This is a genomic window from Isoptericola sp. MSGPD8_1_ISO-PGPR-S23-394 (assembly GCF_058072785.1).
The window spans coordinates 434,959-450,265 of sequence record NZ_CM176517.1 but is presented as its reverse complement, the minus strand read 5'-3'; the positions used below and the strand labels follow the sequence as shown (position 1 = coordinate 450,265).

The 15,307-nt window shown below is 74.5% G+C and carries 11 protein-coding genes; 5 read left to right on the top strand and 6 right to left on the bottom strand.

The window, feature by feature from the left end:
* Nucleotides 1–131 precede the first annotated feature (131 nt).
* From AC3RJ8_RS01985 to AC3RJ8_RS01975, 3 genes are read left to right on the top strand one after another with little or no spacing between them, the layout of a single operon-like run.
* Complete coding sequence (locus tag AC3RJ8_RS01985; protein WP_489714294.1) at nt 132–1,040, top strand: Sir2 family NAD-dependent protein deacetylase; 909 nt, start codon at nt 132–134, stop codon at nt 1,038–1,040.
* Between the two features lie 3 nt (nt 1,041–1,043).
* Nucleotides 1,044–3,236 (top strand): acyltransferase family protein, encoded by a 2,193-nt coding sequence (locus AC3RJ8_RS01980; RefSeq protein WP_489714293.1) that lies wholly within the window; start codon nt 1,044–1,046, stop codon nt 3,234–3,236.
* A gap of 9 nt (nt 3,237–3,245) precedes the next feature.
* On the top strand, nt 3,246–4,772 hold the full coding sequence (locus tag AC3RJ8_RS01975; protein ID WP_489714292.1) for a phytoene desaturase family protein: 1,527 nt from the start codon (nt 3,246–3,248) through the stop codon (nt 4,770–4,772).
* Nucleotides 4,773–4,847: 75 nt separating this feature from the next.
* Here AC3RJ8_RS01975 and AC3RJ8_RS01970 read toward each other — a convergent pair whose 3' ends face one another.
* From AC3RJ8_RS01970 to AC3RJ8_RS01950, 5 genes are all read right to left on the bottom strand, one after another.
* Nucleotides 4,848–5,852 carry a DUF4097 family beta strand repeat-containing protein gene (locus AC3RJ8_RS01970; protein ID WP_489714291.1) on the bottom strand — a complete coding sequence of 335 codons (1,005 nt, stop codon included), beginning with the start codon at nt 5,850–5,852 and terminating at the stop codon, nt 4,848–4,850.
* Nucleotides 5,849–6,508, bottom strand: coding sequence for a response regulator (locus tag AC3RJ8_RS01965; RefSeq protein ID WP_489714290.1), 660 nt, complete (start codon nt 6,506–6,508; stop codon nt 5,849–5,851). The genes AC3RJ8_RS01970 and AC3RJ8_RS01965 overlap by 4 nt, the downstream gene beginning before the upstream one ends.
* A complete protein-coding gene (locus tag AC3RJ8_RS01960; protein ID WP_489714289.1) occupies nt 6,496–7,494 on the bottom strand; it encodes a sensor histidine kinase in 999 nt (332 codons plus the stop codon). The genes AC3RJ8_RS01965 and AC3RJ8_RS01960 overlap by 13 nt, the downstream gene beginning before the upstream one ends.
* Nucleotides 7,491–7,889, bottom strand: a complete 399-nt coding sequence (locus AC3RJ8_RS01955; protein ID WP_489714288.1) for a sensor domain-containing protein — start codon at nt 7,887–7,889, stop codon at nt 7,491–7,493. The genes AC3RJ8_RS01960 and AC3RJ8_RS01955 overlap by 4 nt, the downstream gene beginning before the upstream one ends.
* Before the next feature lie 92 nt (nt 7,890–7,981).
* The gene (locus AC3RJ8_RS01950) at nt 7,982–8,413 is read right to left on the bottom strand and encodes a nucleoside deaminase (protein ID WP_489715551.1); all 432 of its coding nucleotides are present in this window, start codon (nt 8,411–8,413) and stop codon (nt 7,982–7,984) included.
* A 275-nt stretch (nt 8,414–8,688) separates the two neighbouring features.
* Between AC3RJ8_RS01950 and AC3RJ8_RS01945 the strand changes: the two genes are divergently transcribed.
* A complete protein-coding gene (locus tag AC3RJ8_RS01945) occupies nt 8,689–10,509 on the top strand; it encodes a hypothetical protein (protein WP_489714287.1) in 1,821 nt (606 codons plus the stop codon).
* 112 nt (nt 10,510–10,621) lie between these two features.
* A complete protein-coding gene (gene upp, locus AC3RJ8_RS01940; RefSeq protein WP_407320320.1) occupies nt 10,622–11,257 on the top strand; it encodes a uracil phosphoribosyltransferase in 636 nt (211 codons plus the stop codon).
* 67 nt (nt 11,258–11,324) lie between these two features.
* Here upp and AC3RJ8_RS01935 read toward each other — a convergent pair whose 3' ends face one another.
* Nucleotides 11,325–15,218 carry a sigma-70 family RNA polymerase sigma factor gene (locus tag AC3RJ8_RS01935; protein WP_489714286.1) on the bottom strand — a complete coding sequence of 1,298 codons (3,894 nt, stop codon included), beginning with the start codon at nt 15,216–15,218 and terminating at the stop codon, nt 11,325–11,327.
* Between the last annotated feature and the right edge of the window lie 89 nt (nt 15,219–15,307).

Below are 15,307 nucleotides of genomic sequence, written 5' to 3'. Positions count from 1 at the left end.
TCGAGACATGTGTCGTTCGTCGTCGAACGACCGGTGAGAAACCGGTTTCCCGTACGGTAATCGCCTTCCCACGCCGCCGTCAAGGCTCCGCCCCCCCGTGACGTTCTGCCGACCCGTCGTACGCTCGAACCGTGCAACCCGCCGCCCGCCCGCTCGCCCCGACGTACCAGCAACGCCGCTGGGAGCTCCCGCCGGACGCCGTCATCCACCACGGCACGGTGGACGACGCCGCCCGCGTCCTGCAGGGCCGCACGCTCACCGTGCTCACCGGCGCCGGGATCTCCACCGACTCCGGCATCCCCGACTACCGCAGCCCCGACTCGCCGCCACGCAACCCGATGACGTTCCAGCAGTTCGTCAGCGACGCGGACTTCCGGCGGCACTACTGGGCCCGCAACCACGTCGGCTGGCGGCACGTGGACCGCACACACCCGAACGCCGGGCACCGCGCGCTCACCGAGCTGGAGGAGCGCGGCATCGTGCGCGGCGTCATCACCCAGAACGTCGACCTGCTGCACGAGGAGGCGGGCTCGCGCACCGTCATCGACCTGCACGGGCGCTACGACTCCGTCGTCTGCCTGCAGTGCGGCCGCACGATCTCGCGCACCCACCTGGCCGAGCGCCTCGACGCGCTCAACCCGGGCTTCGTGGAGTCGGTGCTCGACGGCGGCACCACCGTCGCGGACATCGAGGTCGCCCCGGACGCGGACGCCGTCATCGCCAAGACCTCCCACTTCCGCCCGGCGGACTGCGAGTTCTGCGGCGGGGTCCTCAAGCCGGAGATCGTCTACTTCGGCGAGAACGTGCCACGGGCGCGCGTGGACGAGGCGTACGCGCTGGTCGACTCCGCCGACGCCCTGCTCGTCGCCGGCACCAGCCTGACCGTCATGAGCGGCCTGCGGTTCGTGCGGCGTGCCGCCAAGGCCGAGCAGCCGGTCGTCATCGTCAACCGGGGCGAGACCCGTGGCGACCCGCTCGCCACGGTCAAGGTCGAGGCCGGCGTCACCGAAACCCTCCTCACCCTGGGTGAGATGCTCTGACGCGTGCCCGCCCCCTCGTCCCCGCGGACCGACATCCAGGGTCTGCGCGCCGTCGCCGTCGCGGCCGTGCTCGGCTTCCACCTGTGGCCGGCCTGGGTCACCGGCGGCTACGTGGGCGTCGACGTGTTCTTCGTGGTGTCCGGGTTCCTCATCACGAGCCACCTGCTGCGCCGCCCGGTCCGCAGCGGGCGTGACCTGCTCGGCTTCTGGGCACGACGGGTGCGCCGGCTGATCCCCGCCGCGAGCCTCGTGCTGCTGGCCACGCTCGTCGCGTCGGCCGCCTGGCTGCCCACGACCACGCTGGTGCAGGTGGGACGCGAGGTGCTCGCCTCGGCGCTGTACGTGGAGAACTGGGCGCTGGCGAGGACGGAGACGGACTACCTGGCGGCCGACCAGCTCCACTCCCCCGTGCAGCACTACTGGTCGCTGTCCATCGAGGAGCAGTTCTACCTCGTGTGGCCGCTGCTGCTCGCGGCGGTCGCCTGGCTGGGGCTGCGGTCCCGGCGGCGCCGCCACGAGGAGCGCACGACGGCGGTGCTGGCGGTGGCGCTGACCGGTGCGGTCGTGGTCGCCTCGCTCGGCTGGTCGGTGTGGATGACGTGGGCCGAACCGGCGGCGGCGTACTTCGTGTCGACGACGCGGTTCTGGGAGCTCGCCCTGGGCGGACTGCTCGCCGCCGTCCTCGCGCTGCGGGCGGCGCGTCCGGCGCCGGCCCTCGTCCCCGCCGGAGCCGCAGGGGCCGCCGGAGCCCCGGGGGCCGCCGTGGCCGCGCCCGTCCCGGCGCCGCAGGTCGGTGCCGAGCCGGGCACCCTCCGCTCGTTCCCGCGGCTGCGCGCCACCGGGGCCTGGGCGGGTCTGGCGATGATCGTCGCCGCGGTCCTGACGTTCGACGGCGCCACCCCGTTCCCCGGCTACACCGCGCTGCTGCCCACCGTCGGGGCGCTGCTCGTCATCCTCGCGGACGCCGACCGTCTGCGCGGCGGACCAGGTGCCGCGCTGCGGTGGCGACCGGTCCAGTGGCTCGGAGACACCTCATACTCCGTGTACCTGTGGCACTGGCCGCTCGTCGTCATCGCCCCGTTCGCGCTGGGCCGCGACGTCGGACCCGTCGGCATGCTGGGGATCCTCGCCACGACCCTCCTGCTGGCGTGGTTCTCCCAGCGGCACGTCGAGGACCGCCTGCGCTTCCACCCGCTGCTCACCCGCCGTCTCGGCGCGACCTTCGCGATGCTCGGGCTCTGCGTGGTGGTCGTCGGAGGTGCCGCCGTCGGCGTCTGGGTCACGGCGAGCGCCACGGAGCGGGACGCCCTGGGCGAGGCGCGTGCCGCCGTCGCGCAGGCGGAACCGTGCGTCGGCGCGGCGGTGGTGCGCGACGACGGCTGCGAGGACCCCGGCCTACTGCTCGGACCGACGGCGGCCGCCCAGGACAAGCCGGTCGTGTACGCCGACGGCTGCTGGAACGACGCGCCGTTCACCACTCGGAACACATGCACGTACGGCGGTGAGGCACGCGGCGGGGCCGAGGAGCCGACGGCGCGGATCGCCCTGGTGGGCAACTCGCACGCCGGGCACTGGGTCCCGGCGCTGGAGGACGCGATCGCCACGGAGGGCTGGCAGCTCGACACGTACCTGCAGTCCGTCTGCTATCCGGTGGACGCGCCGATCTCGTTCCCCGGCGAGGGCGTCTCGGAGGCCTGCCGAGCCACGAACCGGTGGGCCGTCGACAGCATCGTGGCGGGCGGCTACGACCTGGTGATCATGTCGGCCCGCACCGACCAGCACCTGGCCGGCGTCCCCCTGGAGGACCAGGACGCCGTGGCGGAGGACGCCTACCGGGAGACGCTCGCGGCGTTCACGGACGCCGGCGTGCCGGTGCTGGTGCTGCGCGACACGCCCGCGATGCCCGAGAACGTGCCCGACTGCCTCGCCCAGCACTCCGGCGACCCCGACGCCTGCGGCGCCCCGCCCGCGACCGCGCTCGAGCCCGACCCGCTCGCCGCGGCCGCACGTGCCGACACCACCGGCGACGTCTCGGTGACGAGCGTGGACCACCTCATGTGCGACGAGGTCTGCCACCCGGTGATCGGCGGTCTCACGGCCTACTTCGACCACGGGCACCTCACGGCGACGTTCGCCCGGACGCTCGCGCCGGAGGTCACCGGGGCAGTCCGCGCGGCGGTCGGTGGCGAGCCGTAGGCTGCTGACATGCTGGACGCCGTCGTCGTCGGATCAGGCCCGAACGGGCTCGTCGCCGCGGTGACGCTCGCCCGCGCGGGCCTCGAGGTCACGGTGCTGGAGGCCCAGCCCACCGTCGGCGGGGGTTCGCGCACGCTCGACCTCGGGCTGGCGGACGGGATCGTCCACGACGTCTGCTCGGCCGTGCACCCGATGGCCTGGGCCTCGCCGGTGCTGCGCGCGTTCGACCTGCCCGCGCACGGGGTCGAGCTGCTCACCCCGGAGGTGTCGTACGCCCAGCCGCTGCCGGACGGCCGCGCCGGCATCGCGTACCACGACGTCGACCGCACCGCCGAGCGCCTCGGGGCCGACGGCGACGCCTGGCGGTCGCTGCTCGGCCCGCTCGCCGAGCACTGGGAGGCGGTGGTGGCGGTCGGGATGAGCGACAAGCGGTCGCTGCCCCGAGGGCTGGCCGACGACGGCGGTCTCCTCGCGGCCGCCCGCTTCGGGCTCGCCGTGGCCGAGCAGGGCACCGGGCTGTGGGGGCGGCGGTTCCGCACCGAGGAGGCGGCCGCCCTGCTGACCGGGGTCGCGGCGCACGCCATCGCCCCGTTGCCGACGCTCGGGGCGGCCGGCACGGCGCTGCTGCTCGGTTCGCTGGCGCACGCGACGCCCGGCAGCGGAGGTGCCGGCGCAGCGCTCGCCGGGGGGTCCGGCGGTGGATCCGCCGCAGCGCTCGCCGGGGGCTGGCCGATCCCGCGCGGTGGGTCCGGGGCGATCACGGCCGCGCTGCGGGCGGAGCTGGAGGCGCACGGCGGGACGGTCGTCACCGACCATCCGGTGCGGTCGCGCGACGACCTGCCGCACGCCGCCACCTACGTCTTCGACACCTCGCCGGCCACCCTGCTCGACGTGCTGGGCGACGACCTGCCGCCCTCGCGCCGGCGGGCGCTCTCCGGCCTCCCCGCCGGCGACGCGGCCGCCAAGGTGGACCTGGTGCTGTCGGGTCCGGTGCCCTGGAGGGCACCGGAGGTCGGCCGTGCGGGCACGGTGCACGTCGGCGGGACGCGCGCCGAGATGGCCCGGGCCGAGGCCACCGTCGCCGCGGGCGGGCACGCCGAGCGGCCGATGTGCCTCGTCAGCGACCCGACCGTCGTGGATCCCTCGCGGGCCGTCGGGGGGCTGCGGCCGCTGTGGGCCTACGCGCACGTCCCCGCCGGGTCGACCCGGGACGTCACCGACGACGTGCTGGACCAGATCGAACGCTTCGCACCCGGCGTGCGTGACGTCGTCGTCGCCTCGCGCTGCACGCCGGCCGACCGGCTGGCGGGCCACAACGCGAACCTGGCCGAAGGCGACATCGCGGGCGGGCGCGTGACCCTGTGGCGGATGATCGCCCGGCCCAGCCTGCACCCGAACCCGTACCGGCAGGGCGTCGGCGTGTACCTGTGCTCGGCCTCCACGCCGCCCGGCCCCGGGGTGCACGGGATGGGCGGCTGGTACGCCGCCCGGCACGCGCTGCGCGAGGTGTACGACGTGCGCGTCGCGCGCCTGTGAGCCCGTTCGGCACTTCCTGCTCCGTTCGGCAGCTTGAACTGCCGAACGGAGCAGGAAGTGCCGAACAGCCACGGGTCACGGGGCGAGGTAGGCCACGTCCCCGTTCGACGACCCGATCTCCACCGTGCGCGGCGCGTCCGGATCGGTCGGCCCCTCGATCGTCTCGTCACCGTTCGACGTGCTGATCGTCAGGTCCACCGGTTCCCCGTCCCCGACCACCGTCACCGCACCGTTGCTCGTCCGGGCCAGCACGTCACCGGCCGCCCCGGCGACCTCGACGCTGCCGTTCGAGGACCGGGCCTCGACGTCGCCGCCCGCCGTGGACACCTTCACCGTCCCGTTGCTCGACCGCGCCACGACCGCACCCCCGGCGTCGGAGACCTCGACGTCGCCGTTGCTCGACCGCGCCGTCACCCGGCCCTCGACACGGGCCAGGTCGAGCGACCCGTTGGCGGTCCGTGCCTCCACGTCGCCCCGGACGTCGTCGACGACCACGTCGCCGTTGCTCGAGGTGGCCAGCACCTCGCCGCCTATCACGCCGGCGACGACGTCGCCGTTCGCCGACCGCAGCTCGACACCGCCGTCGAGCCCGGAGGCGGAGACGTCACCGTTGCCCGCGCTCGCCACCACCGCAGTGCCGGCCGGGACCGTGGCGTGCAGCTCGCCCGAGCAGACCCAGGAGAACCACGCCCACGCAGGGCACTCGTTCGTCAGCACCAGCCGGCCGTCGACCGTCTCCACGGAGTACTCCGGGCCCACCAGCCCGCTGCGCGAGACGACCTCGACGTCGATGCCGGTGGCGTCGTCGTCGGCGCGCACGTCGACGTCGCCGGTCGTCGAGAGCCCGAGGTCCGCGACGGCGTCGTAGTCCTCGCGCGTCGTGGTGGTCTCGGACAGCGCCCAGTCGACGAGGTGCAGGGCCACCCAGGCGAACAGCAACCCGCCGAGGGCGAGGCCGACGACGAGCAGGACGCGACCGGCCGGGCCGCGGCGGGGGTCGGACGGCGGTGCGGGCGGCACGCCGGCTCCCGCGGGGCCCGGTGCAGGTGCCGGGGCAGGGTGCGCGCTGGGTGTGGTCATCGCAGGTCTCCGTTCAGGTCGAGCCAGCGCAGCACCGCCAGGACGCGACGGTGCGCGTCCGCGTCGGGCGGCAGCCCCGGCTTCGTGAGGATGTTGGTCACGTGCTTCTCCACGGCCGCGGGACCGACGACGAGCCGGTCGGCGATCGCGGCGTTGGAGCGGCCCTCGGCCATCAGGGCGAGCACCTCGCGCTCACGCGGGGTGAGGTCGGCGAGGTCGTGGCGGGACCGGGCGAGCACCTGTGAGACGACCTCCGGGTCCAGCACCGTGCCCCCGCCGGCGACGCGGTCGACGGCGTCGAGGAACTCGTCGACATCGGCGACCCGGTCCTTGAGCACGTAGCCCAGGCCGCGGGTGCCGCGGGCGAACAGCTCCGCGGCGTAGCGCTGCTCGACGTACTGCGAGAGCACCAGCACCGGCAGGTCCGGGTGCAGGCTGCGCAGGTGCACGGCCGCGCGCAGCCCCTCGTCGGTGTGCGACGGCGGCATGCGCACGTCGGTGACGAGCAGGTCGGGCAGCACGGCGTGCGGCGCGGTGAGCGCGGCGACCGTCTCCAGGGCCGTGCGGTGGCCCGTCACCTCGTGGCCCTCCGCGGCCAGCAGCCGGGTGAGCCCGTCGAGCAGGAGGACGGAGTCCTCGGCGATCACGATGCGCACGGGAGCTCCACGGTGAGTCGGGTGCCGGCGTCGGCCGGGCTGGTCAGTCGGAAGGTGCCGTCCAGGGCGGCGACCCGCCCACGCAGTCCGGCGAGCCCGCCGCCGGGAGCGGGATCGGCGCCGCCCCGGCCGTCGTCAGTCACCTCGACCCGCAGGACGGGTGCGGCGACGCCTTCGGGTGCCTCTGCCTCGGCGACCTCGGGCACGACGACGGCGGCGCTCACCACAGCGCGGGACGCCTCGGCGTGCTTGGCGACGTTCGTCAGCGCCTCCGCGACGACGAAGTACGCCGCGGCCTGCGCCGTCGTCCCCGCGGCGTCCAGGTCGGACGTCTCGACCCGGACCGGGACGGCGCTGCGGGCGGCGAGCGCCGACAGGGCGGCGTCCAGTCCGCGGTCGGAGAGCACGGCCGGGTGGATGCCGCGCACGAGGTCGCGCAGCTCGGCGAGCGTCTCCTTGATCTCGCCGTGCGCGTGGTCGAGCGCCGCGACGGCGGTGCCGGGGTCGCGCTCGGCGGCCCGGCGGGCGGTGCCCAGCGCGACGCCGAGGGCGACCAGGCGCTGCTGGGCGCCGTCGTGCAGGTCGCGCTCGATGCGGCGGCGCTCGGAGTCGGCGGCCTCCAGGGCGGCGGCGCGCGTCTCGGTCAGGACGTCTGCCCGCTCGGCCGCCGCGGCGGCTGCCGACTCGGCGGCGCGCGCGTCGGACTCCGCGGCCCGCTGCGCAGCCCGCGCCTCGGCCGTGGCGGACGGCCCGAGCAGCGTGCGGGCCAGGCGGACGGTCGTCAGGGTGCCGGCCTGGGCGCTGCACGCCGCGAACCACAGCGCGACGACGACGGCGAGACCGACGAACGCGGCCACCGCGGCGGACACCAGCCACACGCGGCCGTCGGTCGTCAGGAGCCGGGCCGCCAGCACGACACCACCAACGGCAGCGGCGACGAGGCCGGCCACGAACGCCAGGTAGAGGCTCTGCAGCAGGAGCGTCACGACCGCGTAGCCGGTGGCCTTCCACCCGACGGGTTCGGTGGCGGCCGCCCACAGGCGGGCACCGAGGCGTCGGTCGTTGGCGGACGGTCGGCCGGGGCGGGGACGACGACGCCGGTCTGTGCGACGAGCCGGGCACGCTCGACGGCGCCGTAGGCCCGCGCGAGGGCGAGGCTGAGGGGCAGCAGGAGCAGACCGAGGCCCAGGACGGGGACGAGGGCCGCGGACACGACGACGCCGACCACCACGAGGAGACCCGCGGTGATCGACCACAGCCAGCCGACGGCGAGCTCGGCCACGCCGCGATAGGTGGCCTCCGCGACCGGGGCCCGGAAGAACCCCCGGTGCGTGGTCAGCGCGGGCGCTATCCGGGGAGCGGCCGTCCAGGTGCTGGTCATGCCACCGACACTACGGAGGTGCTGAGCCGAGCGGGATGCGGTGCACCCACCGGTCGACAGTAGGGACTGCCCTACCCACGCCGGGGTCGGGCTCAGCGACGCTCCTCGAAGAAGGTGCGCAGGACCTCGGCGCACTCGTCGGCGCGGATGCCGGCGACCACTTCAACCTCGTGCAGCGCCCTCTGGTCGCGGACCATGTCCCAGACCGACCCGGTGGCCCCCGCCTTCGGGTCCCACGCGCCGAGCACCAGACGGTCGACCCGCGCCGCGACGAGCGCACCGGCGCACATCACGCACGGCTCGAGGGTGACGACCAGGGTGCAGCCGTCCAGCCGCCAGCCGCCCCGTGCGACGGCCGCCTCGCGCAGGGCGAGCACCTCGGCGTGCGCGATCGGGTCGGCCGTCTCCTCGCGGCGGTTGCGGCCGGTCCCGAGCACCTGCCCGTCCGGGCCGACGACGACGGCGCCCACCGGGACGTCACCCGTCGCGACGGCCTGGCGCGCCTCGTCCAGCGCGAGGCCCATCAGCTCGTCCCACACGGCACGGCGCTCCGGGAGCGTGGCGGGAGGGAACGGGTCGGCCGGGCGCTGGTCGGGGTGCTGCACCCGGCCAGGCTACCGACGCCGTCAGCGTCACGACCGCCCGGCGCGTGACCCTACGGCGTTGCCTTGGACAATTCACCCGCATCCGCATCTTCCGTCCAGGGCAGGCATGATGCTCTAATAGCATCCATCTCCGTTTTCCGCCTGCTGAGTGCGTCGCGCGCACTCGCACCCACCCGTGAAGGGACCACACAGCCGTGAAGAGAATGCTCGCGAGCATCGCCACCGCGACGCTCGCACTCGGAGGGCTCGTCGCCACCGCGACGCCCGCCTCCGCCCACACGCCGGACATCGATGTCGACTGCGAGAACCTCACCGTCGAACTCTGGGCCTACGCCGACGCCGGCCAGCACAGCTGGTGGCACAGCGAGGAGCGCGGTAAGAAGCACGGGTCGGACGGCAAGAAGAACACCGTCACGGTCACCGTGAACGGCGAGGTGGAGATCGACGAGTCCTTCGGGAAGTCGTTCAAGCGATCCGTCGAGCTGGACCCGACGAAGGCCAACGACTGGACCGTCGAGGTCGACGCCTGGGACGACGACGCCTACGACCTCGACGAGTCGGGCACGACCGAGCCCTGCGCAGCGCCCTCGCCGACTCCGACGGCGGATCCGGAGCCGGAGCGTGAGATCGAGACCGCGTTCTACGTGTACCCGAAGCTGCGTGCGGACGAGCCCGCCGCCTGGCACAACTCGGGCAAGCAGACGCTCATCACGACCCGCGACGGCGGTGAGTTCTGGGAGACCCTTCCCGAGGAGTACCCCGGCGAGCACTTCGACGTCGACAACCTGCCGGAGGACGTCTGCACGGCCTGGGGTGTGCAGCAGGACGTCGTCGGGATCCACGAGGGCTTCGACTGGTCCGACTACGTGCACATCACCTACCCCCACGGCCCCCTGTTCCAGGACCTCAAGAAGGCGCGTCACGACGAGCTGAGCAAGTACCTCCCCGCGTGCGCGGAGGAGCCGCCCGGAACACCGGAGGCGCCTGAGCCCGTCACCCCGCCGACGCCGTCTTTCATCGACGAGTGCTTCGCCGAGAGCTCCGTCGTGCACCCCGAGACCGAGCTGGCGACGTACACCGACGAGTGGAACGCGGACAAGACCGAGGTGACGGTCACCGCCTCGGCGGCCGAGGGTGTCCAGTTCGCCGAGGGAGCCGAGACGTCGTGGACCTTCACGTTCAGCGACAAGATCTGCGACGAGCCCGTCACGCCGGAGCTGCCGAAGGTCGAGGACCTGTGCGGCACGGAGAACGACGACGTCCGCGCGCCGAAGAACACTGACGAGGTCACCTACGAGACGACCTCCACAGGCATCGTCGCCACGCCGGCCGAGGGCTACGTCTTCGACGAGCTGCCCACCGAGTACACCGCGCACGAGAACGGGACCGCCCTCTACACGGTTCCCGAGGGCGCCCTCACCGACGAGCCGTGCGCGACCGAGGAGCCGGCCGCCGAGCTGATCCCCGGTGACATCGGCGCCGTCTGCGACGCCGAGACGCCGTACCTCGTCTACGAGGTCTCGCTGCCGGAGGGTGCCGAGGCGCCCGGCGAGAACCCGCTGACGGTCACGTTCCTCAACCCGGACGGTGACGACCACGTCACCGAGAACCTCCCGCTCGAGGGCCGACTGTTGTGGCCGGGCGCCTCCGCCGAGGAGCCCCTGCAGTGGCCGGGCTGGGAGCAGCTCGACGACGGCTCGTACGTCGAGACCGACGGCAACTTCGCGTGGACCCGTGACGGTGTCCAGGTCGAGTTCCGGGTCAACCCGGACTACTCGACCGTCGTGGACTACCCGGCGGCCTCCGAGGACTGCGCCGACGCGCCCAGCGACGTCCGTCAGGCTGCCGCCCAGACCGTCGTCGACGTCCCCGAGGACGGCGCCGAGGTCTCCGCGGAGGAGGACGAGCTCGCCGTGACCGGCGCGACCGTGGGCGTCGCCACCGCGGTGGCGCTCCTGCTCATCGCCGGTGGTGTGACGCTGTTCATCGTGCGTCGCCGCCTGCAGCAGAGCTGAGCCGCTGACACGGCGCTGATCCGCTGAGACGAAGGGCCCGACCGGACTCCGGTCGGGCCCTTCGTCGTCCGCGGCGACCAGCCACGTCAACCGGCCCCGGTACGGTGTGACCATGCGCCTGCACGTCACCGACCACCCGCTGGTCGCCCACAAGCTCAGCGTCCTGCGCGACGAGTCGACGCCGTCGCCCATCTTCCGGTTGCTCGTCGACGAGCTGGTGACGCTGCTCGCCTACGAGGCGACGCGGCACGTGCGCACCGAGCCTCGCGAGGTGCGCACCCCGGTGACGACCACGACCGGCGTCGCGCTGAGCGACCCGAGCCCGATCGTCATCCCGATCCTGCGCGCCGGGCTGGGCATGCTCGAGGGGATGACCCGCCTGCTGCCGACCGCCGAGGTCGGGTTCCTCGGTCTCCAGCGCGACGAGGAGACGTTCGAAGCCGTCACGTACGCCAACCGCCTGCCCGACGACCTCACGAACCGCCAGGTCTTCCTCCTCGACCCGATGCTCGCCACCGGCGCCACCCTCGTCGCCGCGATCGACTACGTGCTCGAGCGCGGCGCGCACGACGTCACCGCCGTGTGCCTCCTGGCCGCCCCGGAGGGCCTGCAGGTCGTGCAGGAGGCCGTGGGCGACCGGGTGGACGTGCAGGTCGTCGTCGCGGCCGTCGACGAGCGGCTCAACGAGAAGAAGTACATCGTCCCGGGCCTCGGGGACGCCGGGGACCGCCTCTACGGCATCGTCTGAGCTGGTTCGACGTCGGTCAGCACCGCGTCAGCCCGCACCGGATCAGCGGGGCCCGCCGCACGGGGCGTCACCGATACTCGCAGATGCCGATCTCGTCCCACTGCCCCCACTGGCCCATCCACACGCCGCGCCACTTCTCGTCGTCGTACCAGTGACGGCCCTGGTCGCCGCTCTTGCCGCGACCGTCGCTGTTGTCTCGCTCACCGCCGGGGCGACTGCCGTCCCACCCGAGGTAGCGGTAGGCCTTGCCGTTCCACGACCGCACGTCACCCTCGGCGTACTGCTCGCCCCAGGACACCCGGTCGGCGCACCAGCCCGCCTCGGTCGCGGTGAAGGTCTCGGCCTGGAGCCGCGTCGACCACTCCCCCGACGACACGCTCCAGGTCCCGCCCTGACGCCCGTCGACCCGTCGGGGGTCGACGGTCCGGGTCTCGCCCGCCGGGACGCGGACCCGCTCCTCCGCGCCGTGCGGACCGACCACGCGGAACCACGAGCGCACGGTGGACCCAGTGTTGTCGAGCACGACGCCGACGTCGCGCCACGACGTCGCGTAGTCGCCGTACCGGTCCATCTGCACCGCCCCCTGGTCCAGGCGCGCCTGCGGGTCCCGCACGACGCACCGGACGGCGTCGTGCGCGGCGGTGCGTTCCACCGTGAAGGTCTGGTCCTCGATGGTGCGTGCGAGCAGAACGGCCACGTCACCCGTCGGGGCGTGCCACGAGCCGGCGTCCACGACGAACTGCACGGCGCCGCCCGCGTCGAGGCGCTGGGTGCCGACGGTCTTCCCGTCCCGCACCAGGGTGGCCGTCCAGGCCCGGGCGTCCTCGCCCGCGACGTCCACGACGACCTGCGCGCTGCCGCCGTCGCACTGCGCCGCCGCGCTCACCTGGACGGTGGACGGCCAGGACGGGCTCTCGGCACAGCTCGTGAAGCCGACGTCGAGGTCGCGCAGGTGGGCGCCGTCGGCAGACACGGTCCCGGTCGCCACGCCCCACGCGACCCGCAGCTCGATCGTGGCCTTCTCACCGGCGGGGACCCGCAGCTCCCCGGTGCTGTCGCCGGCCCGCGCCACGAAGACGACGGGCAGTGTCGAGGCGGTGTTGTCGACGGGGACGGTGAACGTGCGCCACGACGTCTCGTTGCCGGCGTCGTACGTGCAGGCCTCCGCCGCTGCGGCGTCCGCGGCGCGCGGCGCGATGGTGGCGGTGGCGTGGTCGGCGGTCGGGGGGCGGGCCGGGACGACGCCGGTGACCGGCTGGTCCCCGTCCGCGTCGGTGACCCACCGGTACAGCTCGAACGTGGCGGTCCCGGCGCTCAGCTCGGTGCGGTCCGTGGTGCGACCCAGGGTCGCGGTCTCGCCGGCACCGAGGCGCACGGCCTCGGTGCGCCCGCCCGCCGCGGCCATCGCCGCCTGCATCGGCTCGCCGGTCCGGTTCGTGATCGTGCCCTCGACGCGCACCTTGCCGCCGTCGTTGAGCACCTGGGAGGTCGTCCGCACGTCCCAGCTCGGGTCGTAGCACTCGGCGGCGCCGTGCGCCCCCGCGTCCACCGTCCGGCTGTAGGTCAGCCCGTCCACGACCGTCTCGAGGGTCCAGGTACCGCCACCGGCGGGCACTCTCAGCCCGTCCCGCGCGGTCAGCGTGACCGACTCCCCGGGCGCCAGCACGCCGTCGCCCGCCACGGTGGTGCCGGCGGCCGCGAACGCGACGCTGATCGGCTGACCGGTGCGGTTCGTGTAGGTCCCGACGACGGCGGCGTCGGCCTCGTCCAGCCCGCCCGTCGCACGACAGGTCGCCTGGGCGGACACGGCGCCGGCGTTGGCTCCCTGCCAGGCCCGGGGAGCCGTGACGACCGCGACGGAGCGGAGGCCGGGGCCACCGTCCGGGAGGGCGGGGACCACGCGCACCTCGTAGGAGCCCTTGCCCGTGGCGCCGTCCGCGATCACCGTGGCGCGCCCCGTCGCCGACGCGCCGGGGGCGAGCCCGCCACCCGAGCACAGCCAGACCGCCGTGGCGGCCCCCGAGACCCCTTCGTCCCGGGCCTCGCAGTCGAGGTCGCCGTCGACGGCGCGCGGCACCAGCCCGGCAGGCACGCGCACCTCTGCCGTCCATGCGTCGGCGGGTCGGTCGCCGGTGTTCTGGACGCTGAAGGGCACCGCGGCGAGCCCGGGGTTCTCGACGGCGACCTCACCACCGGTCCGCGCGGTGAGCTCGGGCCCGAAGTACTCGACCTGCACCGGGTCCAGCTCGACGCTGCGCGGCTCCACGCCGTCGGCCCAGGTCTGCGCGGCGACGGTGTAGACGCCTCCGGCGTGGGCGACGAGCGGGACGGCGACCGTCCGCGACTCCCCCGGCCCGATCGTCCCGAGCGCGCACACGACGTCCTGGGACCCCTCGGCCGGGGTGCACGGGAGCGACTCGACCGTCAGGGCCGGGGCGGCCCCGGCCCCGGAGGGCGACGTCGGGGAGACCGACCGCACCCCGGCCGGGAGGGTGAGGCGCACGTGGGCACCGGTCGCCTCGACCTCGCCGGGGTTGTCGACCTGCAGCGTCAGGTGCTCGGTGACGCGTGGGCGCAGGTCCTGGCCCGGCTCGGCGACGGCGACACCGATCTCCGGAGGGTCCGGGATGTCCGCCGGGTCGATCACCTGGTCGAACGGGTCCTGCGGGTCGTCGGAGGGTTCCGGCAGGACGAGCACCTCGTCGTCCTCGGTGGGCCACGGCTCGCTCGCGACGGAGTAGGGAGGTTCGTGCGGGACAGCGGTCGGTTCCTCGCCGCCCATGGCGCCGAGCACGCTGACGACGCCGACGGTCGCGACGGCGACCGCACCGGCCGAGGCGGCCACGGTCGCGCCGGAGACTCCCGCCGTCGTGGCGGCGACGGCCGTCGTCGCCGTCGTGGCTGTGGCCGTCGCCGTGGCGGTGGTCGTGGCTGCGGCACCGGCGGCGGCCGACGCCGCTCCCGTGCCGGCGGCCGTGCCCACCGTCGCCGTCCCGGTGGCGGCAGCACCGGCTCCGGCCCCTGCCCCGGCGGAGAGCCCCGAGCCGGCGGCGGTGCCCACGCCACCCGCGGCCGACCCCACGGCACCCGACGCCGCGGCACCCGACGCGGACCCGGCAGCCACCCCGAGGGCGCTCCCGGTGAGGGCACCGAGCGGCAGCGCACCGAGCACGGCCATCCCGGCCAGGCCGACCACGAGGGGTGCGACGACGGCCCGCATCCCGTGGGCGACGTCGGCGAGCTCGAGGACCAGGGCGCGGCAGTCACCGCACCCGTCGAGGTGGCCGTCGACCTGGACGACCTCGCGGCGCGAGAGGCTTCCGCGCACGTAGCTGCCGAGCAGCGAGCTGACGGCCCGGCAGGAGTCCGCAGGCTCTGCGGTGAGGTGCTGCTGCAGGTAGCCCACGCGCAGACCTTCGCGCGCCCGGTACGCGAGCGCGGACACACCGTTCGGGGTGAGGCCGAGAATCGGCGCGACCTGCGCCGGGGTGAGCTGTTCGACCTCCGTGTACCAGAGGACGGCCTGCCACCGTTCGGGGAGCCGCTCGTAGGCGCGCGCGACGACGGAGTTCTCGAAGCCTGCCAGCGCCGGGTCCTCGGGCGACGCCGACGGGCCGAGCGCCGACTCGAACGTCCCGTCGTCCGCCGTCGGACGCGTGCGGCGCGCCCGGCGCGAGAGGTCCGCAGCGAGGCGCCGCACGACGGTGAAGAGGTAGGCGCGGAAGTGGGTGTCGGGGCCGTCGCCCTGCTGCAGCACGCCCAGCACGCGGTGGAAGGCCTCCGCGACGACGTCGTCCGCGTCGCTGGTCATGTTGACGTACTGCCGGGCCAGGAGCTGGGCCGCCGCGGCGTGCCGTTCGTAGAGGGCGCCGTAGGCGTCGAGGCTGCCGCCGCGCACCTCGAGGATCAGCTCGCCGTCGCTGGGAGCTGTGCCGTCCGAGCCCACGTAGACGTCGGTCACGTCGCCATCCGCTTCTTCGCCCCAAGTCCCCCCGTCGCGCGCGCTCGGGAGAGCGCGAACGGCGCCACTCTACGCGCGTCGGCCCCACG

Bases quoted from the DNA above. Each gene is read 5' to 3' on its own strand.
- AC3RJ8_RS01975 (WP_489714292.1), top strand. From the start codon at position 3,246: ATGCTGGACGCCGTCGTCGTCGGATCAGGCCCGAACGGGCTCGTCGCC.
- AC3RJ8_RS01970 (WP_489714291.1), bottom strand. From the start codon at position 5,852: ATGACCACACCCAGCGCGCACCCTGCCCCGGCACCTGCACCGGGCCCC.
- AC3RJ8_RS01955 (WP_489714288.1), bottom strand. From the start codon at position 7,889: ATGACCAGCACCTGGACGGCCGCTCCCCGGATAGCGCCCGCGCTGACC.
- AC3RJ8_RS01950 (WP_489715551.1), bottom strand. From the start codon at position 8,413: ATGGGCCTCGCGCTGGACGAGGCGCGCCAGGCCGTCGCGACGGGTGAC.
- upp (WP_407320320.1), top strand. From the start codon at position 10,622: ATGCGCCTGCACGTCACCGACCACCCGCTGGTCGCCCACAAGCTCAGC.